Raw genomic sequence first — 26,387 nt, 5'->3', positions numbered from 1 at the left:
CACCCAAACCAAAAAAAGCCCCTGCATATCAGCAGGGGCAAGCCATGTCAGAGCTTATTATTTATTAGTTAAACACCATCCCGCCGTCGATCAGCAATGACTGACCGGTCATATAATCAGAATCCGGGCTGGCAAGATAGGAGACGCAGGCGGCGACATCTTCCGGTTCGGACAGACGACCAAGGGTGATGCGTTTGGCGAACTCGGCGGTACCGTAGCCCAGCGGTTTACCGGCAGCTTCGGACACCTGGCGGTCAATTTCGGCCCACATCGGCGTTTTGACGATCCCCGGGCAGTAGCCGTTGACCGTGATGCCCAGCGGCGCGAGGTCGCGAGCGGCGGTCTGGGTTAAGCCGCGTACGGCGAATTTACTGGAGCTATACACCGCCAGCTCCGGGTTGCCGACGTGGCCGGCCTGGGAACAGGCGTTAATGATTTTCCCGCCGTGACCCTCTTTCTTAAAGGCCTCGACCGCCGCCTGAATGCCCCAGATCACCCCCTTAACATTGATGTTGTAGACTTTATCGACAATCTCCGGGGTAATGGACTCGATCGGCGTGGACGGCGCCACGCCGGCGTTGTTGACGATGACGTCGAAGCCGCCCAGCGTTTTGCGCGCCTGTTCGACAGCGGCAAACACCTGATCGCGGTCGGAGACATCCACTTTCACCGCCATGGCGCGGCCGCCGGCCTGGTTGATTTCGGAGGCGACCGCTTTGGCGGTGGCGTCGTTATAATCGGCAATGGCCACGGCAAATCCATCCTTCACCAGACGAAGGGCGATAGCTTTACCAATCCCCTGGCCGGCGCCGGTAACAAGTGCGACTTTTTTCATTTTCCTTTCCTTATTGTGATGACTTACAGAATCTGACTCAGATGCAGCTGACCCATCAGCAGCGGGTTATCGCGATAATCCACCGGGATGGCCACTACCGCCGGGCCGTCGACGTCCATCGCCGCGCGCAGGGTCGGCTCCAGCGCCTCAGCGCTTTCCACGGCAAACCCTTTGGCGCCGAAGGACTCGGCATAGGCTTTAAAATCCATCGGCCCGAACTCGACGCCGGACAGGCGCTGATATTTTTTCTCTTCCTGGATGGCCACCATGTTGTAACCGTTATCGACCCAGATCAGGTGCAGCACGTTGGCTTTCAGGCGGACGGCGGTCTCCAGTTCCATGCTCGACTGCAGGAAACCGCCGTCGCCGGAGACGGAGACCACTTTGCGCTCAGGATTGACCAGCCAGGCGCCGATGGCCCAGGGCAGGGCGACGCCCATGGTCTGCTGGCCGTTGGAGATCATCACCTGACGGGCGCGGAAGCTGTACAGGTAGCGGGCGATCCAGATATGGAAGCTGCCCATGTCCACGGTCAGCGTGACGTCGCTGTTGACGATATCCTGCATCGCGCGAACGATACGCAGCGGATGCAGGGCAAACTGATTCAGCTGCGCGCCGCGGCGGTCCAGCAGTTCGCGCTGGTGCTGGCGGTCGCGGAGGATCTCCGCCGCCTGCGGGGAGAGCACCAGCCGGCGATCGATATTTTGCGCCAGCTTGCTGAGGGTGCCGGCGATATCGCCCACCAGCTCGACGTCCGGGGTATAGTTGCGTTCTTCGTAGGCGGGCAGGACGTCGATATGCACCAGCGTCGCGTTGCCGCTGTTCCACATCGCCGGTTCATATTCCACCGGGCTGTAGCCGATGCAGATCACCAGGTCGGCGAGCTGCAACAGACGGTCCCCGGCCTGGTTGTTAAACAGCCCGACCCGGCCGGCGAAGCGAGAGAAGTTATCCTGATTTACCGCCCCGGCGGCCTGATAGGTGCTGGTGACCGGAATATGGCTGGCCTCCAGCAAACGGCGTAGCGCCGCGCTGTTTTCCGGCTGGCTGGCCATCAGGCCGAGCAGGAAGATCGGGTTCTTCGCCTGAGCGATAAGCTTCGCCACCTGGTCGATGGCGGCATCCGGCGCGGCGCCCATCTGCGGGGCCCCGCTGGCCGGCAGCACTTTGCCGCTGACCGGGCCATCGACCACATCCTGCGGCAGGCTGACGAAAGCGCTGCCCGGCCGGCCCTGCTCGGCGGCGCGGAAGGCGTTGGAGACCACTTCCGCCAGCGCGTCCGGCGCGGTCACCTCGACGGCGTATTTCGTCACCGGGCTGAACATCGCCACCGTATCCATACTCTGGTGGACCTGTTTGGCCTTATCGGCGCGTTTCACCGCGCCGCCCAGGGCCACCACCGGGTCGCCTTCGCTGTTGGCGGTGGCCATACCGGTGATCAGGTTGGAACAGCCCGGACCGGAGGTGACCAGCGCCACGCCCGCTTTACCGGTAATGCGCCCGACGGCGGCGGCCATAAAGGCGGCGTTAGCTTCGTGGCGTACCGGAATAATGCGAATGGAGGAATCCAGCAGTGAGTCGAATACCTTGTCGATTTTGGCGCCAGGGATGCCGAACACCTGACGTACCCCCTGGGCTTCCAGCTGGCTGACGACGAGATCGGCGCCGTGCGCCCACTGGCGTACCGGATACTGTTTGTCCATGTGACCCCCTTAACTTTCTACGGAACGGATGGCGGCATCGAGATTATCGGGATGCAGATTGGCCTGCAGGAACGCGCTGTCGGCGGGCAGGTCGATCATCAGCTTGTGAATTTCGCCGAAGGTCAATACCCCGTGGTCGAGCTGGTAATCCAGCAGGTGACCGCCGCCTTTGCGGTCATCGGTAATAAAGTGCTCGTGATACCCGGCGACGTTGATCCCCTGCATATGCTGCGGGGTACGGAAGCCGACCAGCACCCCTTCGCGCTGGTTAAAGCGGAACACCGGCTGATCGTCGAGGACGTCGGTCATCGCCCGGTACGGCGGCGTCTGGCGCGGCACGGTGCGGGTATGGGCATGGCGGAAATGGCCGTCGATGCGCAGGGCGCAGAACAGGTTGTCAGAGGGGATTTGCTGGTCGATCACCTCGTGCAGCTGCTGGCGGCTCACCGGATGGTCGAAGGTTTTCCGGTATTGCGGCTGGAACCAGGTCATCACCGCGAACGGCGTTTTCTGCTCCGGCTGGGCTTTGCGCGCGCTGCCGTCGGCCCGCAGCTGATAGACCTGACTGCTGAAGGCGATCAGCTCCCCGTCCAGCTCATTAAAGGTGCCGAGACCGAAATCGCCGTGCTTCAGCAGGTCCGCGATGGTGGTGCTGCCTTCGTAAACCCCGCTCAGCAGGGCGCTCATGAGCGATGTCTGATAGAGCACGCTCTCGGGATGCTGCGCGGAAAACGCCCGCAGGGTTTCGCACAGACTCTCTTCGCAGGTGCATTCAGCAGAATGATTCATATACCACTTCCTCGTTCAACAAATATAAGAAAGGTTAAATAAATGTTGACCCGATTCAGCTCACAGTTCCAATATAGAAACCATGCTGGTTTGAGACGTTTTCGATATGGAACTTCGTTATCTTCGCTATTTTGTCGCCGTCGCCAGGACGCGGCACTTCACCCAGGCCGCTAAGGAACTGGGTATTTCACAGCCTCCGTTAAGTCAGCAAATTCAGCGGCTTGAGCGCGAGGTGGGGACCCCGCTGTTTCGGCGTTTGACCCGCGGGGTGGAGCTCACCGAAGCCGGTGAGTCGTTCTATGAGGATGCCCGCCAGATCCTCGCCATGAGCGATGCGGCGCTGGAGAAGGCCAAGGGCATTGCCCGCGGGATGAACGGCAGCCTGTCGCTAGGCATTACCAGTTCTGATGCTTTCCACCCGCAAATCTTCACGCTGCTGCACCGTTTTCAGCTCGATCACCCCGGGGTGACCCTGCATCAGATGGAAGACAATATGGCCAATCTGATGACCGCCCTGAGCGAGGCCGAGCTGGACATCGCCTTCGTCCGTCTGCCGTGCGAGAGCAGTAAAGCCTTTAATCTGCGGATTATCGATGAGGAGCCGATGGTTATCGCGCTGCCGCGCGATAACCCGCTGGCGACGCAGCCGACCCTGGCCCTGGAGCAGCTGCGCGACGTGGCGCCGATCCTCTTCCCGCGGGAGGTGGCCCCGGGGCTGTATGAGCTGGTGTACAACAGCTGCCTGCGCGCCGGCATCGATATGGAGCGCGCCTGGCAGTCGTCGCAGATTTCGTCATCGCTGAGCATGGTCAATGCCGGGTTCGGCTTCGCGCTGGTCCCGCAGTCGATGACCTGCATTCAACAGCCGAATGTCAGCTATCACCCGCTCAGCGGGGCGCCGCTGAAGACCGATATCGCCATCGCCTGGCGGCGCTTCGAGCGCTCGCGCACGGTGAAACGCTTTCTGGCGATGTTCTGATCGTCGCGACGCCTGCGGTTTACTGCGCCACCCAGCCGCCGTCCATGTTCCACGCCGCGCCGCGCACCTGGGCGGCGGCGTCGCTGCACAGAAACAGCGCCATTTCGCCTAGCTGCTGCGGGGTGACAAACTCCCCGGAGGGCTGTTTTTCCGCCAGCAGCTGCGCGCTGGCCTGCTGCGGGTCGACCCCTTCGGCGATGCGCTTATCGATCTGCTGCTGCACCAGCGGGGTCAGCACCCAGCCGGGGCAGATGGCGTTGCAGGTGATGCCGCTGCGCGCGGTTTCCAGGGCCACGGTTTTGGTCAGGCCGACCACCGCGTGCTTGGCGGCGACATAGGCCGATTTCTCTTTCGACGCCACCAGGCCATGCACTGAGGCAATGTTGATGATGCGCCCCCAGTCGCGCTGGCGCATGCCTGGCAGCGCCAGGCGGGTGGTGTGGAAGACGCTGGAGAGATTGATCGCGATGATGTCGTTCCATTTGTCCACCGGGAACTGCTCCACCGGGGCGACGTGCTGGATACCGGCGTTATTGATCACGATATCGACGCCGCCGAAGGTGCTTTCGGCATAGCGCATCATCGCCTCGATCTGCCCGACGTCGCGCAGGTCGGCGTCGTGATAGCCGGGGATCTTGCCCAGCGCGGCGACTTCAGCCCGGGCGTGGCTGCTGTCGCCGAAGCCATTGAGCACCAGCTGGGCGCCTGCCTGCGCCAGCACTTTGGCGATCCCTAAGCCGATGCCGCTGGTGGAGCCGGTAACCAGCGCCGTTTTACCGTCTAAATTCATTTTATTACTCCTTCAATCGGGTCTCAGACAATGCCGGTCACATAGAACGTGGCAATGACAAACAGCACTGCGAGGCTTTTGATCACCGTGATGGCGAAAATGCCGCCGTAGGCCTGGCGATGGCTCAGGCCGGTGATCGCCAGCAGGGTGATCACCGCCCCGTTATGCGGCAGGGTGTCCATGCCGCCGCTGGCCATGGCGGCGACGCGGTGCAGGACCTCCAGCGGAATATTGGCGGCGTGGGCGGCGGCGACAAAGGTTTCGGACATCGCCGCCAGGGCGATGCTCATTCCCCCGGAGGCCGAGCCGGTGATCCCGGCCAGCACCGTGACGCTGATCGCCTCGTTTAACAGCGGATTGGGAATGGCCGCGAGGGCTTTCGACAGCACCAGGAAACCCGGCAGGGCGGCGATAACCGCGCCGAAGCCATACTCAGAGGCGGTGTTCATTGCCGCGAGAATCGCCCCGCCCACCGCCGTCCGGCTCCCCTCCGCCAGCCGGCCGCGAATATTGCGATAGCCGCAGACCAGCACCAGCACAATGCCGGAAAGCAGCGCCGCCTGCACCGCCCAGATGGCGGTGATTTTCCCCACCTCGGTGACGACAGGCTTCGCCAGACCCGGCAGGGTGAGCTCATGGCTGGCGCCGTACCATTGCGGGATCCAGTGGGTAAACAGCAGATTCAGCACCCCCACCAGCAGCAGCGGGGCGATTGCGATCAGCGGATGCGGCAGGTCGATGTCATCCGGGGTCTCCGGCTCATTTTGCAGATCGGTCCCATAGCCTTCGCCGCTGGCCTGCGCTTTGCGGCGCTGGCGCTCCAGCCACAGCAAACCGAAGAGGATAATGAACAGCGAGCCGATAAGCCCCAGCCACGGGGCCGCCCAGGCGTTGGTGCCGAAGAAGCTGGTGGGAATAATATTCTGGATCTGCGGCGTGCCGGGCAGGGCGTCCATGGTAAACGAGAACGCGCCGAGGGCGACGGTGGCGGGGATCAGCCGTTTGGGGATCCCGCTCTGGCGAAACAGCTCGGCGGCGAAAGGGTAAACGGCAAAGGCCACCACAAACAGCGACACCCCGCCGTAGGTCAGCAGGGCGCACACCAGCACGATCACCGGGATCGCGTGGCGGCGGCCGAGGATGCGGATGGCGGCGGCGACAATCGACCGTGAGAATCCCGACAGCTCAATCAGCTTGCCGAACACGGCGCCCAGCAGAAACACCGGGAAATAGAGCTTCACAAAGCCGACCATTTTTTCCATAAACAGGCCGGTAAAGGCCGGGCCGACCGCGCCCGGGTCGGTGAGCAGCACCGCGCCGAGGGCGGCGATCGGCGCAAAGAGGATCACGCTGTATCCACGGTAGGCTGCCAGCATCAGTAACGCCAGCGCGGCCAGGGCTATTATCACACTCATCACGACGTCTCACTCTCATTGTTATTGTAGGGGTACAGAACGCGATACTAGGGTTTCAGGGCGAAGCGGAGCTGGTGTTCCCGGCGCGACTGGATGCGCTGGCGCCGCGCCTCGTCCCAGCGGTAAAAGCCTTGCCCGCTGCGGGCGCCGGTGTTGCCTTGCGCCACTTTCTCCGCCACCAGCGACATCATCTCCGTACCGCTGGCCAGCTCTGGCAGCAGGTGCTGGCAGATATCCTGGACCGTCGCCAGGCCGGTCATGTCCGCCGCCTCCAGCGGGCCGACCATCGCATAGCGACGGCCCAGCGAGGCGCGCATCACCTGGTCCACCACCTCCGGGGAAGCGATGCCGCTGTGGACGATGTGCAGCGCTTCGCGCAGCAGGGCGAACTGCAGTCGGTTGCCGACAAAGCCCGGCGCGGCGCGGTTGAGCACCACCGCTTCCAGCGCGCAGCCGGCGCAAAAGTCGCTTACCTGGCGCGCCAGATGGGGCAGCGTGGCGCTCCCGGGCACCACTTCCACCAGCGGGATCAGGTGCGGCGGATGCCAGAAATGGGCGATCAGCAGGCGTTCCGGAAGGCGCATGCCCTGCGCCAGCCGATCCGGCGGCAGGCCGCTGGTGTTGCTGGCGATAATCGCCTCGTCGGCGATCAGCGTTTCCAGTTCGGCATACAGGGCGTGCTTCAGCGCCAGCCGTTCGGGGATCGCTTCAATCAGCAGCGTGGCATCGGCCAGCGCCTGCAGCGCCGGGGTGGGGATTAAACGGCTCAGCACGGCGTCGCGGTCGGCGGGATCCTGCTGACCGCTCGCCTCCAGCTCGCGCAGGATCGCCCCGGCCACAGTGGGCACCTCGGCAAGACGTTGCGGATCGGTGTCATACAGGCGGACGGCGTGACCGTGACGGGCGAAATGACAGGCGATGCCGACGCCCATCAGTCCCGCGCCGAGTACCGCCAGACGTGGTGTAAACATAGTGGCTCCTGTTAACGTTGAAGGGTCATGGCGATGCCCTGGCCGCCGCCGACGCACAGGGTGGCCAGCCCTTTACCGGCGCCCCGGCGCTGCATCTCATGCACCAGGCTGACGAGGATCCGGCAGCCGGAGGCGCCGATGGGATGGCCGAGGGCGATGGCGCCGCCGTTGACGTTGACCTTCTCGCTGTCCCATTCGAGCAGCTGACCGACGGCCAGCGCCTGGACGGCAAAGGCCTCGTTGGCTTCGATAAGATCCACCTCGTCCAGCGTCCAGCCGGCATGCTGCAGCGCTTTGCGGCAGGCGCTCACCGGGCCGATGCCCATCACCGACGGGTCGACCCCGGTGACCGCCGCGCTGACGATGCGCGCCAGCACCGGCAGCCCAAGCTCGCGCGCTTTATCGACGCTCATCAGCAGGACCGCCGCGGCGCCGTCGTTCAGGGATGAGGCATTCCCGGCGGTGACGCTGCCGTCAGCCGGGCGAAACGCCGGGCGCAGCTGGGCCAGCTGCTGCTCGCTGGTCTCCGGGCGCGGTTGTTCATCGTCGGTCACGACACGCGGCGGTTTTTTGCCCTGCGGGACGCTGACCGGGACGATCTCCTCGCGAAAGCGTCCGGCGGCGATAGCGGCCGCCGCTTTGCGCTGGGAGCTGGCGGCGAAGGCGTCCTGGCGCTCGCGGCTGATATCGAAGGCATCGGCGAGGTTCTCGGCGGTCATGCCCATGTGGTAGTCGTTAAAGGCGTCCCACAGGCCGTCCTGGATCATGCTGTCCTGCAGGCTGGCGTGGCCGAAACGCAGGCCGTCGCGGGCGCCGTGCATCAGATAGGGAGCATTGCTCATGCTCTCCTGGCCGCCGGCGATAACGATCCCGGCGTCGCCGCAGCGGATCGCCTGCACCGCCTGCTGAACCGCTTTCAACCCGGAGCCGCACACCAGATTGACGGTGACCGCCGGGGTGTCCACCGGCAGGCCGGCCCGCAGCGCGGTCTGGCGCGCCGGGTTCTGCCCGCAGCCGGCGGTGAGCACCTGGCCGAAAATCAGTTCATCGACCGCCGCGGCGGGCAGCTGGCAGCGTTCAAGCAGGCTGCGCACCACCGTCGCGCCGAGGTCGACGGCGGAAAGCGGGGCGAAGGCGCCGCGAAAGCTGCCGACCGGGGTGCGTACTGCAGCAACAATGGCAATATCGGTCATGTTCTCTCCTTAGCTGAAGCGCATTTCGCGCACGTCGTCGGCGACGATCAGCCGTCCCGCCGTTTTACGCATCACCTCGTCGGGGCTGACCCCCGGAGCCACTTCGCGCAGGACAAACGCCCCGTCGACAATGTCCAGCAGGGCCAGGTCGGTGAGCACCCGGCGAATGCAGCCCACGCCGGTGAGCGGCAGGGTGCACTGCGGCAGCAGTTTGGATTCGCCGTTCTTTGAGGCGTGGGTCATGACCACGATGATGTTCTGCGCGCCGGCCACCAGGTCCATGGCGCCGCCCATCCCCTTAACCATTTTCCCGGGGATCATCCACGAGGCGATATTCCCCGCGACGTCGACCTCAAAGGCGCCAAGAACCGTAAGATCGACGTGGCCGCCGCGGATCATGGCGAACGACTGGGCGGAATCGAAGATCGCCGCCCCGGTTTGTGCGGTGACGGTCTGTTTGCCGGCGTTAATCATGTCGGCGTCGATGGTTTCCTCATCGGGAAATTCGCCCATCCCCAGCAGGCCGTTCTCCGACTGGAGCATCACTTCAATACCGGCGGGGATATAGTTGGCCACCAACGTCGGGATACCGATCCCGAGGTTAACGTAGTCGCCGTCGCGCAGCTCCTGGGCGACGCGCATCGCCATTTGTTCACGGGTTAGCATCTCAGTGCCCTCCGGCGCGCAGGGTGCGCTGTTCAATACGTTTTTCGAATTGCCCGACGATCAGCCGGTCGACATAGATCCCCGGGGTGTGAATGGCGGAGGGCGGCAGTTCGCCCGGCGGCACGATCTCTTCCACCTCCACCACCGTAATGCGCCCGGCGGTGGCCATCAGCGGGTTGAAATTCTGCGCGGTGTGGCGGTAAACCACGTTGCCGTACCAGTCAGCTTTCCAGCCCTTCACGAGGGCGAAATCGCCGCGAATGGCCTGTTCGAGAATGTAATTTTTACCGTCGAACTGGCGCACCTCTTTGCCTTCGGCGACCGGGGTGCCGTAGCCGGTGGCGGTGTAAAAGCCGGGGATCCCGGCGCCGCCGGCGCGGATTTTTTCCGCCAGCGTTCCCTGCGGGGTGAGCTCTACCGCCAGCTCGCCGCTCAGCACCAGCTGTTCAAAAAGCGCGTTTTCCCCGACGTAAGAGGCCACCACTTTGCTGACCTGGCGCGATTCCAGCAGCATGCCGAGACCGAAGCCGTCGACGCCGCAGTTGTTGGAAACCACCGTCAACCCCTGCACCTGGCGGCGCTTCACCTCGGCGATCAAATTTTCGGGTATACCGCACAGGCCGAAGCCGCCGGCGAGCAGCGTCATGCCGTCCGTTAACCCTTCCAGCGCCGCTTCGTAGCTGGCGACGCGTTTATCCAGTCCTGCCATCTTGTCTCTCCTGCCTTGCGATAGCCTTATCATTGGCGCTGGCGACTGATTTGATAATTTTGAATTTGTGACCCACTCATTTGGAAACTTTATTAATTTCCTGTTAACTAATTTCTTTCAATTAGTTAACAGGATGAAAAATGAGAATGAGTGTCAAACAGTTACGCGCGTTTTTAGCGGTAGCTCACACTCTCAATTTCGCCCACGCCAGCGAAAGGCTGAATCTGTCGCAGCCAGCTCTCAGCCTGACCATCAAAGGGTTAGAGGAGGCGCTGGGGGGCGCGCTGCTGCAGCGCAGCACCCGCAAAGTGACCCTCACCCAGGAGGGGGAACTCTTTCTGCCGATGGCCCGTCAGCTGCTGGCCGACTGGGATAACGTCGAGGAGGCGATGCGTCAGAGCTTTACCCTGCAGCGGGGCAAAATCTCGGTCGCCGCGATGCCGTCGTTCGCCGCCAACGTTCTGCCGGAGGCGCTGAAAGCCTTCCGCGACCGCTATGCCGGGGTGAACGTCACGGTGCATGACGTGATAAATGAGCAGGTGATCGAGATGGTGCGCGAGGGGCGGGTGGAAATGGGTATCGCTTTCGAGCCATCGCCCAGCCACAACCTGCTGTTTACCCCGCTGGCGGTGGACCGCTTCGTGGCGATCGTTCCCCGGCAATCGCCGCTGGCGAAGAAAAAAAAGCTCACCTGGCAGGAGCTGTTAACCCTCGACTTTATTACCCTCCAGCGCCCTTCGGCGGTGCGCCTGATGCTGGAGGAGGCGCTGGCGCGCAGCGGGCGTCAGCTGGACGTGGCCCTGGAGAGCCATCAGCTGGTGACGGTGGGGAGAATGGTGGCCAGCGGGCTGGGGGGCAGCGCGGTGCCAGCGCTATGCAAAACGCAGATGGCCTCGCTGGGGGCGGTGTGCATTCCGCTTAGCGATCCGCCGATTGAAAAGTGCGTTGGGGCGATTTATGCCGGACATCTGCCGCTGTCGAAGGCGGCGCAGGCGCTGCTGGATACGCTGAAAGGGTTTTTACCCAGCTGAGGGAGCGGGAGGCAAAAAAACCGGCCCGCGGGCCGGTTTGATAATCAGATTTTGCAGGCGTCGCCGCAATCGTCATCGGCAACGATCGCCTGGGCTTTTTTGTCCGCTTCTTCCAGACGCTCCGCGTTGCGCTCTTCCGCTTCATCCAGGCCGCTGAAGACCAGGTTATCGAGATCAATTTCCATAAGTTACCTATCGTTGCTGGTTTTGGATCAGCGTCAAGTATAGGGTAAAACCGCCCGCGGATGTACCCGCGCTTCGCGCCGAACGCACAGAGCGTTAAGTCGCTGGGCGACGGGCATCACCTACCATAATTAATCGTTGACAGGATGGCGTTAATTTTAATTATCGTCGGCAGAACAATTTCCTGCCGCAATATTAAATGAAAGGACAACGAAGGTGTAATTAAGCGTTGACGAATATCTTTTATGTTAATATGGCCGCGATTATGGATGAATCTATGGATCTTAATCAATGGGACATACTGTTGCAGGCGCCATCAAAGAATGGCGTAAACATAATAAAGTGATCGGTCAGGTCAAAATAAACTATAAAAAAATTTTACGAAAATGCAGAGAGCTCTCGCTCGCAGGAGGTAAGTACAGAGAATATCAAGGACTTTGCGCCAAATATCAGTGCGCGCGGTTGACCGCCGTAACCCAGGGGCTGGTGCCTTTCGAGGATAAACCCTTTAAGGCCTATCTTAATAAACGGATGTCAAAACGGCGCAAGCTGGATATTGCCCACGGTTCGCTGAATTTTATCGAGAAAACATTTCAGCCGGATGTGCTGCCGCAGCTCTATAACGTGGCGGATTTTGGCCGGGCGATGTTTGCTATTCCTTTGAAAAATGGCGATAAGCTTGACGTTAAGCTGCTGGCGTCGCCGTTTCAGGAGGAGGGTGAACTGATGCTGCAGCTGTTTCTCGGCGACCGTCGCGTCTATAGCGTCTGTTTTTCCTGTACCGACGATGGCCGCGCCTATATCGGCGGTATTCAGGGCGGGAAAGATATCACCAATGAAGAGGTGAAGGCGCTGACCAAAGAGCTGCATGGCGCGCGGCCGAAAAATATCATCATGAGCGTGCTGTATGGTTTCTTAGGCTATTTCAACATCACCACGGTCTACGCGATCGATTCCGATTACCACGTGAAAAGCGATCTGGTGAAAGCCAGTTACTCATCGCTGTGGCTGGAAATGGGCGGTGAGAAACAGGCTCGCGGCTGGTATAAACTGCCGGCGCAAGAGATCAAAAAAAGTATTGAAGAGGTGAAAAGTAAACACCGCAGCCAGTTTATTAAGCGCGAAGGCATTAAAGAGCTGATTCAGCTCGATATGGCCAACGCCCTGCGGCAAATCACCTTGCGTTCGCGGGTGAATTAACGCCTCTTATACGTCAGGCGGACAGCAGGGGGCTGTTGTCCGCCTGACGATATCCTCTCTTTACTGGCCGCTTTCGCCGACCGGCGGCGACGCGGAGGCGGCGAGCAGCGGGGCGCTGCGCCACCACACCATCAGCGCGACCAGCGCGATAACGCTCAGCACCCCGAAGGCGGTGGCAAAGGAGTAGCGTCCGGCGATAGCGCCGGTTAACGCCGGACTCATTGCCGCCCCGGCCCCCTGCATCAGCATCACCACGCTCTGTCCGGCGTTGACGTGCCCGCTGCCGCGCAGCAGCGAGACGATAAAGCTGGGCACCGCCACCCCCAAAATCCCTGCCGCCAGACCATCAAGAATTTGCACCGGGACCATCATCGCCGGGGCGTCGCTGGAGGCCGCCAGCGCCGCGCGGATGGGCATGATCAGCAGCGCCAGCAGAATGCATCGCCAGTAACCATATTTGTCGATGCTGCCGGCGACCCGAATGGCCACCGGGATCATCACCACCTGCGAAATAATTACCGTGGCGGCGGCAAACAGCCCCGGATTGAGGTGTCCCGGCGCGGCGGCGATCCGCATGCTCAGCATCGGCAACAGCGCGGCGTTGGCGAGATGGAACAGCATCAGGGTCACGCCGGCGATCAGCAGCGGCGTATGGCGGAACAGGATGGCAAACCCAGGCAGAGAGGGCGGGACGGCCGACTCGAGGCCGCGGGCGGCGTCATCGTCGATATCGCTGCCGCGGATCGCCAGCAGGGCGATGAGGGTGAACAGGGTGGTACCGGCCATCAGAATGAAAATACCGCCGATGCCCCAGTACCAGGCGATGGCCCCGGCAATCAGCGCGGTGAAGAAATTCCCCGCGTGGTTGAAGGCTTCGTTTTTGCCCATCTGGGCGCTAAAGCCGCGCTGTCGGGTCAGCCCAAGGGTGATCCCGGCGATTAACGGTCCGACAAAGGCCGCGCAGATCCCGCTGGCGACTTGCGAAAGGGCCACCACGCTGGTCTTCTGACTGAACCAGAGCAGCAGGGTGGTCAGGGTTATCACCAGGCAGACCACGGCCAGCAGCACGCGCTTATGCCGCGAGGTGTCGGTGATGAAGCCGGCGGGCAGGGTCGCCAGCAGGCCAGCAACGCCGCCGATGGTCATCAACAGGCCGATATCCTCCGCCTGCCAGTGACGCTGGGTGAGAAAGATCCCCAGAAACGGCCCGAGGCCGTCGCGAACGTCGGCGATAAAGAAGCTGGTCAAACATAAAGCCCGCAGTGAACGAAGCGACATTTTATACCTTTAGCATGAGCGATCCGCGGATCAGCGGCGGACCAGGGCGGTCATGGCGTGCGCCACGGATAATGGTCGGGATCGGACCCGGCAGAGAGCGTCATCCTTTATCGCACCGTTCGATGAAAGCAAAATGTCCCGCTGTCTTCGGGTAACGTGGCAATGCAACATACCTGCTCGTCGCGGCTTCCGCCAGAGGTCTACGAAAGTTCTGTAACGGGGCAACCGCGCCGCAGCCTGCGCCGCGGGGCTATCAGCGTTCGTCTGCTTTAACGATCTGCAGCGCGGCGGGATTCGCCACGCTGCCGCTGGCGGTGACGAACCCCGGATGGACGGCCTCGCCGCTGACGCTATCCACCAGCGCAATATGCGGCGCGCTGTGCAGCACCTGCTGGTGGCCCCATTCCATCAGGGCGAACAGCACCAGCGCCAGGCTACGGCTTTTATCGGTGAGAACATATTCATAGCGCTCGCGAGCCCCCGCTTCCCGGTAGGGGACTTTGCGGAGCAATCCCATTTCGGTCATTGTTTTCAACCGGGTGGTGAGCGTCTGGCGGGTGATATGGGTATGCGTCTGCATCGTTTCAAAGCGCGTCACACCGTAAAACGCCTCGCGGAGGATCAGCAGCACCCAGCGGTCACCGAGTATTTTGGCTCCTTCCGCCAGGCCGCACAGCTCCGGATCGAGGTAGGGCAGTGATTTATTTTTTGACATCGCGAGATTGACCTTCTACTCTGAGTTTGAATTTTAGACTTAGATGCTAAGGAGCATAGCGTGCCATTTGTTAACGTGCAAACCATTAAAGGGATCATGACCGCGGAACAGAAAAGTGAGCTGCTGCGGCGGATGACCGATCTGCTGGTGGAGATTGAGGGGCAGGGCGATCCGCAGTTCCGGCAGTCGGTATGGATCCGCATTGATGAACATGACCCGGAACAGTGGAGCCTGGGGGGCGTCCAGCCGACGGCCGCGATGATTGCGGCTAAATTCGCCGCGGCGCGGCGCGACTGATCCCCTGAATAAACCGGGCTGCGAAGCCCGGCCCGGCGATCTGGCGCAGAAGAGGAGTCAGATCGCCGGGTAATATTGCTATTCGCTATGGTGCAAAAGCGTATTTTGCGGCTAAGGTAACGGTCAGGGAACCCAACAAACAGGGCGCGATGCCAGACGGCCAGCCTGGCGCCACTCTCACACCGGTGAAAACAACGGATGTCTACAGAACAGATGCTGCCGCTGGCGGCGCAGAATAAAAATATCATCCGCTTGGCCGCCGCTCAGGCGCTGGCCGGCGCCAACTCGGTGGTGTTCTACGCCACCGGCGCTATCGTCGGCAATACCCTCGCCCCCAGCCCGTCGCTGGCCACGCTGCCGATCACCCTGTTTGTGCTGGGGATGGCGGCCTCTATTTTGCCTTTCGGCGCGCTGGCGCGAAAGCGGGGCCGCAAAGCCGCGTTTATGGCCGGTACCGGCGCCGGGGTGGTCACCGGTCTGGCGGCCGCTCTGGCGGTGGTGCTGGGCTCTTTTCCGCTGTTTTGCTTCGCCGCGATGCTCGGCGGCGCCTATGCCGCGGTGGCGCTCAGTTTTCGCTTTGCCGCCACCGACGGCGTCGCTCCGGAACGTCGCGCCCGCGCGCTGTCGCTGGTGATGGGCGGCGGCGTGGCCGCCGGGATCATTGGCCCGATGCTGGTCACCGGCACCATGCACCTCTGGCCGACCCATACCTTCGCCTTCACCTTTCTCGCTCAGGCGCTGGTGGCGGCGCTCGCCGCCATTCTGCTGGCAGGCGTGACGTCGGCAGAGCCCGCGGCGGCCAGCGTGCGCGGAGGGCGGCCGCTGCGCGAGATTATCCGCCAGCCGGGCTTCGCCACCACGGTGTTCAGCGGGGCGGTGGCCTATATGGTGATGAATTTTCTGATGACCGCCGCGCCGCTCTCCATGCATATGCACGGTCTTTCCCAGCAGGCCGCCAACCTCGGGATCCAGTGGCATGTGATGGCGATGTACGGCCCGGGATTTGTCACCGGCCGGTTGATCCAGCGCTTCGGCGCCGTGCGCATGGCGGCGGCGGGATTGCTGATCACCGGCGCGTCGGTGGCGGTCGGTCTCAGCGGCGTCGGGGTATATCATTACTGGCTGTCGCTGATTTTGCTCGGCATCGGCTGGAACTTTGGCTTCACCGGCGCCTCGGCGAAAATCATCGATTTCCACCGCCCGGAAGAGAAGACCCAGGTGCAGTCGCTCAACGATTTTCTGGTCTTCGGCGTGATGATCGTGGGTTCGTTTTCGTCCGGCGTTCTGCTCAACGCCTTCGGCTGGAACGCGGTGCTGTGGGGCTCTCTGGTGCCGGTGGGGCTGGCGCTGTTCACCCTGCCGCTGCGCCCCTTATCGCCACCCCGCGCTTAGCGCCAGGTCTGCCGCTGCGCGGGCCGTTTTTTTGCGCTTTTCGCAAATGCGTTGCCAAACTTTATCAAAGCCAGCGCGTGGGAAAACGTCACATACGCGACATGCTGTAGTAATGTCTACAGCATGACAATGCATCTCCTGACCCTCAACCTGACGATGTCTCAAGCCGCTGAACCCTGAAGAGCACGTCAGCACGCGGGTGACCTTCGACGTTCTGGCCCGACGCAGTGCTCTGGAGGCCGCGATCCCCGATACCCTGGGGCGGCTTATCCACTTCCTGGACGTCGGTGGGGTACCGACCCCGGAGGCGGCGGGAGTGGAGAGTGTGCTTGCAGGGCTGCGGGAAACCATTACGGACGATCACCAACTGCTGGCGGCAGCCTGCTCGCTGTTCGACGGCCTACTGAGATCCTGTGAAATGAGGTCTGGCAATCATGAGCAAAACGGTGGTTCTTCCGCAGAGTGACAGTCCTTCCGTCGTCGCCTCCGTCTCCTTCTGGCAGGCCTTTCGCTTCTGGCTGAAGCTCGGCTTTATCAGCTTCGGCGGGCCTGCCGGGCAGATCGCCATGATGCACCAGGAGCTGGTGGATAACCGCCGCTGGATCTCGGAAGGACGATTCCTGCACGCGCTCAACTTTTGTATGGTCCTGCCCGGCCCGGAGGCGCAGCAGCTGGCGACCTATATCGGCTGGCTGATGCATAAAACCTGGGGAGGCGTCATCGCCGGGGTGCTGTTTATTTTGCCCTCGCTGGCGTTACTCATCGCGCTGGGGTGGATCTACCTCGTCTGGGGAGATGTCGCGGTGGTGGCGGGGATTTTTTATGGCATCAAACCCGCCGTGGCGGCGATCGTGCTGCAGGCGGCGCACCGCATCGGCTCGCGGGCGCTGAAAAATCGCGCCTACTGGGCCATCGCCGCCGCTGCCTTTGTCGCTATTTTTGCGCTGAACGTTCCTTTTCCGCTGATCGTCCTGACCGCGGCGATCGTCGGGTTTATCGGCGGACGGATGGCGCCGGCGACATTCGGCAAAGCCGACGCCCACCGTGCGCAGAGTCATCCCGGCGGGGCCGCCATCATTGATGACGCGACGCCGATCCCGGCCCATGCCATTTTCAGCTGGCGGCGTACCGCCCAGGTACTGATCGCCGGGATGCTGCTGTGGCTGGTGCCGATGGCCGCTCTGACGCTAATGCTGGGCTGGGCGCATCCGCTGACCCAGATGAGCTGGTTCTTTACCAAAGCCGCACTGATGACCTTTGGCGGGGCGTATGCCGTCCTGCCTTACGTTTACCAGGGGGCGGTAACCCACTATGGCTGGCTGACCGCAGGGCAGATGATGGACGGCCTCGCCCTTGGGGAATCCACCCCCGGGCCGTTGATCATGGTGGTGACCTTTGTCGGGTTTGTCGGCGGCTACACCAAAGCGGTATTGGGCGTCGATGATGTGCTGCTGGGGGGCATCGTGGCGGCGTGCCTGGTGACATGGTTTACCTTTTTGCCCTCGTTTATCTTTATTCTCGCCGGCGGTCCGTTTATTGAAACCACGCATAATAAAGTGGGATTTACCGCGCCGTTGACTGCTATCACCGCCGCGGTGGTGGGCGTTATCCTGAATCTGGCGCTGTTTTTTATCTGGCATAGCGTCTGGGGACCGTCCGGTTTCGACCCATGGTCTGCGGCCATTGCTCTCGCCGCCGCCGGGCTGCTGTTTCGCTATAAGTGGAAGCTGACCTGGGTACTGGCCGCTGCCGCCGCGGTGGGCCTTATCGTCCATATGGCGGGACTGTCCGGCGCAGGATAAGGTCGGCGTCGGGCTGAGATAGACCTGGATAGATGGGGGAGTGGGGAAGGAGGCCAGTGCCTGTGCAGGCCCTGGCCGGATGGGGAGCACTTATTTATCTACGGGAGGCTCCACCGCGAGATGCAATTGACAATATTGTTCAACTCCTTCTTTAAGCATCTTAATAATCATTAGCAGCATGGGTAAGTACGGAACGAACTTAACAAGCAGTGAGCCCGTAGTTCCGTCAAGCAGCGTCAGCGCGGCATCCACTTTCTTTTTCCATGTTTTGTTATATTCCACGCAAAAATTCTTTACATCGGCTGGCTGCGTTGAACGGGCAATCTGTTCGAGTTCTTCGATGGCGTTGAGTGCCGCTTTTATTTTCTCAATATCAGTTTGTTGTGTCATGTTAGCCTCGTAGTAACAGGAGAAAGAGGATTAACTCATTTTTACTTCCAGGTTTGTGGCTTAAAGAAAAGCCACGGTAAGGTGTAATCGTACAGCGCTTTCACCGGCACTACGGATAAGTGGAAATGCTTATCGTGCGGGCTGGCGCCATGGTAATCGCGCCATACCCATGGCTGGACAGAAGCGCTAATAATATGTTTGTTCCAGATAATGTATTTAATTCGTTTGTCTTTGCTGTCGACCAGTGCATTGACAATCGCCTGAGCATCACACCCCTGAGCGGGATCGTGCGTAATATCGATAGCCGTAACCACACCAATATTTCCATCCAACACCTGCGGGTTATGATCCGAGTTGGTGTGGGCATGATGTTCATCACCAATGGTGCCATCGCTGGCCTTATTGCGGTGCGGAGCATATTGATTAATCTGATCTCTGAGTATCAGCAGACTCTTTGCGACACGCCATACCATGTTATTTATCCTCCGGATTGAAACAGGGGTTTGAGCTGACCGGTTCTGCGCCAGGAACCATGTCCTGATAAACCGGAGATGGGGGGAGAGGATCGACTACTGCATCCGCTTTCACGCTGTTGACTTGTTGCTTCTTCAGGTTCTTCACTTGCAAAAGATAATTAAGGATAGCGTTCCAGAACGCAGACCCTCCGCTCGCCATCAAGCCAATACATAATGTCATCAGATCCGGGTGTTTAAAGGCCGAAAAACTGCCGGCGACGAAGGGTTGCGTCAAAAACGCCGTCACAATTCCGGCCCCCACCGCTAATAGCTGCAGGGCAGATTTGCGTTTTCCTTCTATGACTGGATCCTGCTTTTCCAGATTAAGCCAGGGAAAATACCCTTTAATAATCTCTACCACTCTTTCCGAGGCGATACTAATGGCGATCAGCATCGTAATGATGTTTTCAAGTTGCGAAGAAATGGCATCGCTCATATCACCCTCACTATTTCTGTGTTGAATAAAAATAAATGACAACGTTTTTAACAAGTGTTTACTGCACAGGAATAATTCCTGGCGGGTAAGTTTCACGGTCATTTTTTATTGTTCAGGTAGGGAAGGGGCAAGTGATAATTTAATGATCGCGAATAATAAACTATTTGCCAGTACCTACCAGAAATGACAATTTAACTCGAGAGCAATATTGAACCGTGAATTTAACCCGCGATAATAAATTTATCGTCGCTTTTTTGATGAGTATAACGGAGGAAACAGAGACGCCACTCATTCATATGAATGAGTGGCGTAAAAAAACTCGCCGTGCGGGCAGGGGGAAGAGAAACGGGCCCGCTCCGCGTTAGCCCGCACGCGGAGCGGAGCGGGGCTATCAGGTCGCGGGAGTTTCGCGGGTGGCCCGCGCCAGCGGGTTGCTGTCCAGTTCCAGCTGGTCGCGCAGCGCCCAGCCTCGCAGCTTGCCGGGGTTAAGCAATCCCGCCGGGTCGAGAGATTGTTTCACCGCCACCACGTCAGGGCGAATCACCCCTTGTTTGCCGTCCTCAACCTGCAGCACGTGGGGGTTGTTAATTTTGACGTCGTTATCGCGAAATATCTGCATGATCGCGTTGAGACGTTCGGGCGTGGTATAGCGCACCAGCTGCAGACCGCTGGCGGTGAGGTTGCCTTCGATATCGCGCAGAAATTCAATATGGGACATCACCTCCCCGGCGAAATGCTGTTCCATCTGTAAAATTTGCTGCGTATAGCGCTGCGGATCAAACGCGGTCTGCAGATAGGTCAGCGTATTGTCCACCTTGAGCGCATGCAGGGTGGTGTGGTTCCAGCAGTATTCCATTAACGAGCCATTGCGCGCCCGGGCCTCATCGCTGGCCTGGCGGATGGCGTTGTCCCCGCGATGGCGCTGTAACAGGCTGGCGCACACGCCTTCGCTCTCTTCGGCGATCAGGCTGATAACCGCATGCTGCCCGGCGCGGTAACGATCGTTGAGGTGGCTAAAATAGTCAGCGATCGGCGTGGCCAGCAGCGCGACCTGGCGCTTCACCAGCCCCGGCGAGCGGACGCAGGCGTTGGCATAGTTCAGGGCATCGGCGAAATCGTCAAACACGTCCAGGCGTTCTATCCACTGGTGCACGGGAGCCAGCGCCAGCTCAACCTCAAGAATGATGCCGTTGGTGCCGTAGGCATGATGCAGCAGCAGCGCTTCGGGTGCCGGGACGGTCAGTACGCGAGGGACCGGCTCGACGGTCATCACTTTGACGCTGAGCACATTGCCGGGCGCCGCCAGCGGCCCATAGTTGATGGAGCCGATGCCGCCGAACCCGCCGCCGTAAAGGCCGCCCAGGCTCGCCAGGCGGTAGGTCGACGGCATACAGCGCAGCTCCCAGCCCGTCGGGCGGGCGGCGGTTTCGATGTCCGCCAGGCGAATGCCGGCCTGGGCCCTCACCGTGCCGTTGCCGAGGGCGACGATCTGGTTGAGCCCGGTCATATCCACCAGCATCCCTCCTTCGAGAGGGACCAGCTGTCCATAGTTGCCGGTGGCGCTGCCGCGCAAGGTCAGCGGCAGCTGATGCTGCGCACAGGCGGCGACCAGCTGGCGCAGCTCCTCTTCATCGCGCGGGCGAACCACCGCGTCCGCCTGTTTTCCCGCCAGCTGCTCGGCGAGTACCGGACTGAACCAGTGAAAATCGCGGGAAAGCCGTTTGAGTTTCGCCGGCTGCAGGGTCCACTCCAGCGCCGGGAGTGCCTGCTGGATCGCCGCGACCGCTTGTTGACGCTGTTCATCAGTCATCATTCTTTTTCCTGTTCGTCAGCAAAACATTAATGAGATTGCACGGCTTCGCTTTCATGCCAGGCGCTGAGCGCCCGGCGCGAGACCCAGGACATCACGCCGAACAGCGCGATCCCGGCGAGAGAGATCAGCAGCAGCGCGGCAAACATCAGCGGGATATCCAGCTGGTAGCCGGCCTGCAGGATCTGATAGGCCAGCCCGGTATTGGTCCCGCCAGTGCCGGCGACAAACTCCGCCACCACCGCGCCAATCAGCGACAGCCCGCTTGAAATACGCAGCGCGCCGAAGAAATAGGGCAGCGCCGAGGGGATACGCAGCCGCACCAGCGTTTGCCAGCGGCTGGCGTGATTGAGGCGGAAATAGCTCAGCAGGCCGGGGGAGACGCTGCGCAGTCCCTGGGTGGTATTGGAGATGATGGGGAAGACCGCCATCAGAGTGGCGCACACCACCAGCGAGAGGGTGGCGTCCTTCACCCAGATGATGATCAGCGGGGCGATGGCGACGATCGGCGTCACCTGCAAAAACACGATGTAGGGAAACAGGGCGGTCTCCACAAAGCGGTTCTGCACCAGGATAAACGCCACGGCGGCGCCGATGACAATCGACAGCAGAAACGAGATCAGGGTGATCTTGAGGGTGAACAGCAGCGCCAGCAGCAGCGGCGTGAGATGCGTCCACAGGCTGTCCAGCATCACCAGCGGCGACGGCACCAGAAAGGCCGGGATGCGGAAATAGCTTACCGCGCCCTGCCAGAGGAGCACCACCGCCACCGCGACGAGGGTCGGATAGAGAATTTTGAGAAAACGCGGATGCTGGATCCACGGCGTTGAGGTTGTGGTCTTCATATTATGGCTCCATACCGGACTGGCTGGCCTGCAACAGACTGTCCTGCAGCTGACGGGCATACAGGGAAAATGCCGGACTGACGCGGAACGCCTCGCTGCGCGGGAACGGCTCCCGGATGGCGATATCTTCCACCACCCGTCCGGGACGGGCCGCCATCATGATCACCCGCTGCGAGAGAAACACCGCTTCGTGGATCGAGTGGGTGACGAAGACCACCGTCAGATTCTGCTCCTGCCACAGGCGCAGCAGATCGCTGTCGAGCTTGTTCCGCGTAATTTCATCCAGCGCGCCGAAGGGCTCATCCATCAGCAGCAGCTTTGGCCGGGTGACCAGGCCGCGGGCGATGGAGACGCGCATTTGCATGCCGCCGGAGAGTTCGCGCGGCAGGACGTCGGCGAACTTGCCGAGCCCCACCAGCTCAAGGACTTCACTCACCCGGGTGTTGCCCTCCGCCCGCGGCACGCCGGCCAGATCCAGCGGCAGCCTGACGTTATTGCGCACGCTGCTCCAGGGCATCAGGGTGGCCTCCTGGAAGACGAACGAGAGCGGATGCTGGGCTTTTTCCCGGCTGTCGCGCCGCCACAGCATCAGCTTGCCGTCGCTGGGCTCCACCAGGCCGGCGACCATCTTCAGCAGCGTACTCTTACCGCAGCCGGACGGGCCGAGCAGGGTAATGAACTCCCCCTGGTTGATGGTCAGATTGACGGGCAGCAGCGCCCGGGTGCCGTTGCTATAGATCTTCTCCGCCGACAGCACCTCGATGGCCGGCGTGGCGGAGGCGGGTATAAAGCGGGTGTCGCTCATCACGGTCAGTTTCGGGGCGGTATTCATGGCATCACTCCGGCGTCTTTGACCATCTCCAGGGTATATGTCTGCTCAAACGGCACCTTGCTGGCGTCGATCAGTTTGTTTTTCACCAGCATGTCCCAGGTTTTCTTCAGCCGCGGCTCGGTGATGATGCCGATGCCGCCGGTCATGGCGTCGCCGCCGGTCACCAGCTGGTACTGCTTCATCTGGGCAATGCCAAAGGCGATCTGCTCGGCGCTCATTTGCGGGTTCGCTTTGCCGATCAGGCTGTTGCCGGGGCCAGGATCCTGCAGGAAGCTTTTCCACCCTTCCATGGAGGCTTTGACGAAGGCCGCCACCGCCGCCGGACGTTTGCGGACGGTGTCCGCCATACAGATAATCGAGTTGCCGTAGGGCGGGTAGCCCCAGTCGCTGAGCGGATAGACATAGAACGGCTGCCCGCCTTTGGCGACGGAGAACGGCTCGGAGGTCACGTAGCCCTGCTGCACCAGATTTTTATCGGCGAGAAACGGCTGGACGTTAAAGGTATAGGGGCGCACTTTGCTGCCAGCCAGACCAAGCTCGCTCTTCGCCCACGGCCAGAAGGAGGTATAGGCCTCGGTGGCGAGCAGGAAGGTTTTGTCTTTAAGCTCCGCCGGGTTGCTCACTTTGTCATGAGTGATAAACACCGTCGGCGAGTGCTGGAACACGGTGGCGACGGTTACCGCATGCACCCCGGCCTGCCAGGTCTCCAGCGCCTGGCCGTTGTCGCCAAGGGTGCAGTCCGCCTGGCCGGCCGCCATCAGCTGCATGACGTTGATCTGCGGGCCGCCCATTTTAATCTCGACATCAAGACCGGCGTGCTTATACAGCCCGGTGGCCTGGGCCTGGTAAAAACCGCCATGCTCCGCCTGGGCATACCAGTTGGTGAGAAACGTGAACTTCTCCGCCGCGACGCAGGAGGCTGAGGCCGCGAGGGCGGCCACGATCAGCAGGGTAAAAACTGGCGTTGATCTGGTATTCATCAGGGCTCCTTGGATTCAGCAGCGAAAGAGGGTGGTAGGGACTGCACAAAGCCGTGCCAGTGCTGTTTGCCCCAGGTCGGTTCGCGACGTTCGACCCAGGCCATGCGGTGGATCTCGATGATTGCCTGCGCCCAGCTGGCGGCGAGGGAGTCGAGAAGCCCTTCGCCTTGCTCCCGCGTCGCCGGGGTTGGGTCGCCAATCACCCCGCTGGGGCCAAAGTCATAGGACGCCCACGCCGCCGCCGGACGGCCTTTCGACAGGGTCGGGCAGGGGAATTCCGGCGGGAAGTTGGCGACCGCCCGCTCCATATGAACGCACTCCGGCGCCAGCGCCAGCATCAGCGCCGTTTCGCTATGCCCGGCGTGCATTGCCATCCGCTGTTCATGCGGGCTGAGGAACTGTTTTTCGCAGTTGGGCACGTTGAACACGTCGTGCGGGATGGCGATGAAATCCCCGTGGCGCAGGCGCATTTCCCGGCAGGCGATCTGCAGGATCTGCGGCTGGCCGCCGTGGCCGTTGATCATCAGCAGCTTGCGAAAACCGGACCGATAGAGGGATTCGGCGATCTCCAGCAGGGTATGCAGCAGGGTATCGCCGCTGAGGGTCAGGGTGCCGGGAAAATGCAGATGCTCCTCTGACTTACCGTAGACGATCGGCGGGATGGCGTAGGCCGGGATCGCCGCCGGCAGCCGGGCGAGGGCATGGCCCGCCACGCCGGAGGAGATCACGCTGTCCACCGAGCAGGGCAGATGGGGGCCGTGCTGTTCGATCGCCCCGGTGGGGAGGACGATAACCGTATTGCTTTTATCCGGCAGGGCGGCCACGTCCGTCCAGCTCAGAAAAGGGAGAAAGCGCGCTGCAGGAATGTAACCGTTAATCATCGCGGTGCCTCGGAGTGAATTGGCTGGGGTAACCAGACGGTTGCTTCGACTTCAATCAATACCGTGGCATCGGGCAGCATTTCGCTGACCTGCACCACGGTGGATACGGGCGGCTGGTCGGGATAAAACAGCTTCCTGACCCGGCTGTAATAGGGAAAATGGTCAAGGTTGCGAAAGTACTGCACCAGCTTGATAACGTCGCTCATCTGCCCCCCCGCGGACGCCACGGTGCGGCGGATGCTTTCCAGTACGTACCAGCTCTGGGCGAGGATCGGCCCCTGCTTCGCATCGGTTGAAAATTCCCCGGTCGCCCCCAGCAGCTCCCGCACCGGCTCAGGCACATCCTGAAAGCCGTTGACGATGGTGCCGGTCAGGGGATTGACCGGAATAATGCCGGAGAGAAAAATAAAATCGCCGGCTCTGCGCCAGGCGGCATACCGCGCCAGCGGCGCCCCCGCGCCTGCTTCAAGACTCATGTGCCATCTCCTCCTGCCACACTCGCCGGTGGGTTAACCTGCCGTGGTTAACCACCAGACGGGCGGCGCTGTTTAAAGGCCAGGTAAAACGGTCGCTACCCGGGAAAATCACCACGCTGGCCGCCGCCCCGACGGCAAAAGGGGCCGCGTCTGCCGGCGAACCGGTTAGCGCCGCGCGATCGCAGATCAGCCGAGACTGCCGGTCGAACGGGTCGCTGAGCTGGGCGCTGAACAGGCCGCAGGCCAGGGTATCCAGCGGGTCGTAGCTTCCCGCCGGACAAAAAGCGTCCTGCACGTTGTCGCACCCAAGCAGGGTGGCCACGCCGGCGGCCTGCGCCTCGTGCAGCAGGGTGATCCCCCGCTGGCGCGGCGTGCGGCCGAACGTCGCATCCTGCAGCAGCAGGTTGGTCATCGGCAGGGCGATAAGGGTGACGCCGTGCGCCGCCAGCTGGCGCAGGATCAGCGCCGCCTGCGCGTCGCTGCAGGCGGCCAGCGCGCAGCCGTGGCTGCAGCAGATATGCCCGGGGAATGGGTGGCGGGAGAGATGATCCGCCAGCCAGGTCAGCCCCTGAGACACCTCGCTGAGCTCCTCATCGATATGCAAATCCAGATCCAGTTCCCAGCGGGCCGCGCTGCGCAGCAGGTTTGCCATGGCGGCGGCGTCCCAGTTGGAGGAGTGAATGAAGCCCCCCAGCAGGCAGCGCTCCCCGCTGTTGGCGACTGTCCTGGCAATGGCCTCGGCGTCCGCCGGATCGCGAAACAGGGGCAGCGGGACCAGCGCCACCCGTTCCAGGGTGATGCCGCCGGTATCGAGACGGGCGATCTCCTGCCAGGCGTCCGGCGCGTCGGCGGTAAACCAGTCGATATGGCTGCGTAAATGGGTCACGCCATTTGCTGCCGCCCGGGCCAGCGCGGCGGACGCCCGACGTTGAATATCCGCCCTGGTCCAGTGTCGGCGATCCTCGTGCATGGCGTGGATCGCCGCCAGCAGCCCGGCCTGCGCCGGACGGCAGCGTTCAAGGGTAAAGGTTTTGTCCAGATGGGCATGGGGTTCCACCAGGCCGGGGAGCGTCAGGGCCCCCGCCAGGTCCCACAGGCCGGGAGCCGGCTCAACGGACGGCGTGACGGCGGCGATCCGTCCATCGCGAAAGGCCAGGTCCGCCAGCCGCGGTTCTTCGTTGGCCTGCGTCGGCCAGCCGTCGGGCAGCGCCCAGGCCGGAAGTCGGGCGCGGCTGATGCCAGCGAGCGGCGCGCAAGAGGAGGGGAACGTCATC

The 26,387-nt window shown here is 61.6% G+C and carries 28 protein-coding genes and 1 pseudogene; 7 read left to right on the top strand and 22 right to left on the bottom strand.

All coding sequences use genetic code 11. From position 1 onward, the window contains the following. Window positions 1–64: 64 nt before the first annotated feature. The 3 genes from QLG03_RS12170 to budA are packed head-to-tail and all read right to left on the bottom strand — an operon-like array spanning window position 65 to window position 3,327. The gene (locus tag QLG03_RS12170; RefSeq protein ID WP_004151179.1) at window positions 65–835 is read right to left on the bottom strand and encodes a (S)-acetoin forming diacetyl reductase; all 771 of its coding nucleotides are present in this window, start codon (window positions 833–835) and stop codon (window positions 65–67) included. Between the two features lie 23 nt (window positions 836–858). Further along, window positions 859–2,538, bottom strand: coding sequence for an acetolactate synthase AlsS (gene alsS, locus QLG03_RS12165; RefSeq protein WP_023290012.1), 1,680 nt, complete (start codon window positions 2,536–2,538; stop codon window positions 859–861). A gap of 9 nt (window positions 2,539–2,547) precedes the next feature. Further along, window positions 2,548–3,327 carry an acetolactate decarboxylase gene (gene budA / locus QLG03_RS12160; protein ID WP_002908205.1) on the bottom strand — a complete coding sequence of 260 codons (780 nt, stop codon included), beginning with the start codon at window positions 3,325–3,327 and terminating at the stop codon, window positions 2,548–2,550. Between the two features lie 106 nt (window positions 3,328–3,433). Between budA and QLG03_RS12155 the strand changes: the two genes are divergently transcribed. Beyond that, window positions 3,434–4,306, top strand: coding sequence for a LysR family transcriptional regulator (locus QLG03_RS12155; protein ID WP_004145376.1), 873 nt, complete (start codon window positions 3,434–3,436; stop codon window positions 4,304–4,306). A 19-nt stretch (window positions 4,307–4,325) separates the two neighbouring features. Here QLG03_RS12155 and QLG03_RS12150 read toward each other — a convergent pair whose 3' ends face one another. Genes QLG03_RS12150 through QLG03_RS12125 form a run of 6 tightly spaced genes read right to left on the bottom strand, consistent with a single transcriptional unit; the run spans window position 4,326 to window position 10,050 of the window. After that, entirely contained in the window at window positions 4,326–5,096 is a 771-nt protein-coding gene (locus QLG03_RS12150; RefSeq protein WP_023290011.1) for a 3-hydroxybutyrate dehydrogenase, read from the bottom strand. A 23-nt stretch (window positions 5,097–5,119) separates the two neighbouring features. Then, the gene (locus QLG03_RS12145; protein ID WP_197743183.1) at window positions 5,120–6,514 is read right to left on the bottom strand and encodes a GntP family permease; all 1,395 of its coding nucleotides are present in this window, start codon (window positions 6,512–6,514) and stop codon (window positions 5,120–5,122) included. A 44-nt stretch (window positions 6,515–6,558) separates the two neighbouring features. Next, a complete protein-coding gene (locus QLG03_RS12140; RefSeq protein ID WP_255987797.1) occupies window positions 6,559–7,482 on the bottom strand; it encodes a 3-hydroxyacyl-CoA dehydrogenase family protein in 924 nt (307 codons plus the stop codon). 11 nt (window positions 7,483–7,493) lie between these two features. Then, on the bottom strand, window positions 7,494–8,675 hold the full coding sequence (locus QLG03_RS12135) for an acetyl-CoA C-acetyltransferase (protein ID WP_255987795.1): 1,182 nt from the start codon (window positions 8,673–8,675) through the stop codon (window positions 7,494–7,496). Window positions 8,676–8,684: 9 nt separating this feature from the next. Next, window positions 8,685–9,341 (bottom strand): CoA transferase subunit B, encoded by a 657-nt coding sequence (locus QLG03_RS12130; protein WP_021312467.1) that lies wholly within the window; start codon window positions 9,339–9,341, stop codon window positions 8,685–8,687. Window position 9,342: 1 nt separating this feature from the next. Next, the gene (locus QLG03_RS12125; RefSeq protein WP_023290007.1) at window positions 9,343–10,050 is read right to left on the bottom strand and encodes a CoA transferase subunit A; all 708 of its coding nucleotides are present in this window, start codon (window positions 10,048–10,050) and stop codon (window positions 9,343–9,345) included. Window positions 10,051–10,190: 140 nt separating this feature from the next. On the opposite strand from QLG03_RS12125, the gene QLG03_RS12120 reads away from it, so the two are divergent. Next, window positions 10,191–11,081, top strand: coding sequence for a LysR family transcriptional regulator (locus tag QLG03_RS12120; protein ID WP_023290006.1), 891 nt, complete (start codon window positions 10,191–10,193; stop codon window positions 11,079–11,081). Between the two features lie 44 nt (window positions 11,082–11,125). Here the strand turns inward: QLG03_RS12120 and QLG03_RS12115 are convergent, their stop codons facing one another. Then, complete coding sequence (locus QLG03_RS12115; protein WP_002908189.1) at window positions 11,126–11,266, bottom strand: hypothetical protein; 141 nt, start codon at window positions 11,264–11,266, stop codon at window positions 11,126–11,128. A 289-nt stretch (window positions 11,267–11,555) separates the two neighbouring features. Here QLG03_RS12115 and QLG03_RS12110 point away from each other — a divergent pair, with 289 nt between their 5' ends. After that, on the top strand, window positions 11,556–12,464 hold the full coding sequence (locus tag QLG03_RS12110) for a DUF535 family protein (RefSeq protein ID WP_044523663.1): 909 nt from the start codon (window positions 11,556–11,558) through the stop codon (window positions 12,462–12,464). Window positions 12,465–12,524: 60 nt separating this feature from the next. Here the strand turns inward: QLG03_RS12110 and QLG03_RS12105 are convergent, their stop codons facing one another. Together QLG03_RS12105 and QLG03_RS12100 are read right to left on the bottom strand one after the other, a co-directional pair. Further along, window positions 12,525–13,742: an MFS transporter gene (locus QLG03_RS12105; RefSeq protein ID WP_048297674.1), complete on the bottom strand. Its 1,218-nt coding sequence runs from the start codon at window positions 13,740–13,742 to the stop codon at window positions 12,525–12,527. A 253-nt stretch (window positions 13,743–13,995) separates the two neighbouring features. Further along, window positions 13,996–14,457 (bottom strand): helix-turn-helix domain-containing protein, encoded by a 462-nt coding sequence (locus QLG03_RS12100; RefSeq protein ID WP_023290003.1) that lies wholly within the window; start codon window positions 14,455–14,457, stop codon window positions 13,996–13,998. 60 nt (window positions 14,458–14,517) lie between these two features. Between QLG03_RS12100 and QLG03_RS12095 the strand changes: the two genes are divergently transcribed. From QLG03_RS12095 to chrA, 4 genes and pseudogenes are all read left to right on the top strand, one after another. Beyond that, window positions 14,518–14,754: a tautomerase family protein gene (locus QLG03_RS12095; protein WP_004202976.1), complete on the top strand. Its 237-nt coding sequence runs from the start codon at window positions 14,518–14,520 to the stop codon at window positions 14,752–14,754. Window positions 14,755–14,952: 198 nt separating this feature from the next. Beyond that, on the top strand, window positions 14,953–16,146 hold the full coding sequence (locus QLG03_RS12090) for an MFS transporter (protein ID WP_065805052.1): 1,194 nt from the start codon (window positions 14,953–14,955) through the stop codon (window positions 16,144–16,146). Window positions 16,147–16,330: 184 nt separating this feature from the next. Further along, window positions 16,331–16,612, top strand: a pseudogene (locus QLG03_RS12085) (chromate resistance protein ChrB domain-containing protein); the annotation flags it as partial. Next, window positions 16,581–17,948 (top strand): chromate efflux transporter, encoded by a 1,368-nt coding sequence (gene chrA, locus QLG03_RS12080; RefSeq protein ID WP_255987790.1) that lies wholly within the window; start codon window positions 16,581–16,583, stop codon window positions 17,946–17,948. The pseudogene QLG03_RS12085 and the gene chrA, both read left to right, overlap by 32 nt. A gap of 90 nt (window positions 17,949–18,038) precedes the next feature. Here the strand turns inward: chrA and QLG03_RS12075 are convergent, their stop codons facing one another. From QLG03_RS12075 to QLG03_RS12030, 10 genes are all read right to left on the bottom strand, one after another. Then, window positions 18,039–18,338 carry a hypothetical protein gene (locus QLG03_RS12075; RefSeq protein WP_048335920.1) on the bottom strand — a complete coding sequence of 100 codons (300 nt, stop codon included), beginning with the start codon at window positions 18,336–18,338 and terminating at the stop codon, window positions 18,039–18,041. A gap of 41 nt (window positions 18,339–18,379) precedes the next feature. Beyond that, window positions 18,380–18,811 (bottom strand): hypothetical protein, encoded by a 432-nt coding sequence (locus QLG03_RS12070; protein WP_032453166.1) that lies wholly within the window; start codon window positions 18,809–18,811, stop codon window positions 18,380–18,382. Window position 18,812: 1 nt separating this feature from the next. Beyond that, the gene (locus tag QLG03_RS12065; RefSeq protein ID WP_255987787.1) at window positions 18,813–19,289 is read right to left on the bottom strand and encodes a hypothetical protein; all 477 of its coding nucleotides are present in this window, start codon (window positions 19,287–19,289) and stop codon (window positions 18,813–18,815) included. Between the two features lie 391 nt (window positions 19,290–19,680). Then, a complete protein-coding gene (locus QLG03_RS12060; RefSeq protein WP_255987785.1) occupies window positions 19,681–21,102 on the bottom strand; it encodes an FAD-binding oxidoreductase in 1,422 nt (473 codons plus the stop codon). 26 nt (window positions 21,103–21,128) lie between these two features. After that, on the bottom strand, window positions 21,129–21,944 hold the full coding sequence (locus QLG03_RS12055) for an ABC transporter permease (RefSeq protein WP_023289996.1): 816 nt from the start codon (window positions 21,942–21,944) through the stop codon (window positions 21,129–21,131). 1 nt (window position 21,945) lies between these two features. After that, complete coding sequence (locus tag QLG03_RS12050; RefSeq protein ID WP_023289995.1) at window positions 21,946–22,776, bottom strand: ABC transporter ATP-binding protein; 831 nt, start codon at window positions 22,774–22,776, stop codon at window positions 21,946–21,948. Beyond that, window positions 22,773–23,756, bottom strand: coding sequence for an ABC transporter substrate-binding protein (locus tag QLG03_RS12045; RefSeq protein WP_147733249.1), 984 nt, complete (start codon window positions 23,754–23,756; stop codon window positions 22,773–22,775). The genes QLG03_RS12050 and QLG03_RS12045 overlap by 4 nt, the downstream gene beginning before the upstream one ends. Further along, complete coding sequence (locus QLG03_RS12040; protein ID WP_117128958.1) at window positions 23,756–24,637, bottom strand: creatininase family protein; 882 nt, start codon at window positions 24,635–24,637, stop codon at window positions 23,756–23,758. The genes QLG03_RS12045 and QLG03_RS12040 overlap by 1 nt, the downstream gene beginning before the upstream one ends. Continuing rightward, window positions 24,634–25,113, bottom strand: a complete 480-nt coding sequence (locus tag QLG03_RS12035; RefSeq protein WP_016161230.1) for a RidA family protein — start codon at window positions 25,111–25,113, stop codon at window positions 24,634–24,636. The genes QLG03_RS12040 and QLG03_RS12035 overlap by 4 nt, the downstream gene beginning before the upstream one ends. Next, the gene (locus QLG03_RS12030; protein ID WP_255987779.1) at window positions 25,103–26,386 is read right to left on the bottom strand and encodes an amidohydrolase family protein; all 1,284 of its coding nucleotides are present in this window, start codon (window positions 26,384–26,386) and stop codon (window positions 25,103–25,105) included. The genes QLG03_RS12035 and QLG03_RS12030 overlap by 11 nt, the downstream gene beginning before the upstream one ends. Window position 26,387 lies beyond the last annotated feature (1 nt).

This window comes from Klebsiella sp. V115_8 (genome assembly GCF_029967715.1).
GTDB lineage: Bacteria > Pseudomonadota > Gammaproteobacteria > Enterobacterales > Enterobacteriaceae > Klebsiella > Klebsiella quasipneumoniae.
The sequence above is the reverse complement of the archived record's forward strand: the minus strand, read 5'-3'. Positions and strand labels throughout refer to the sequence as shown.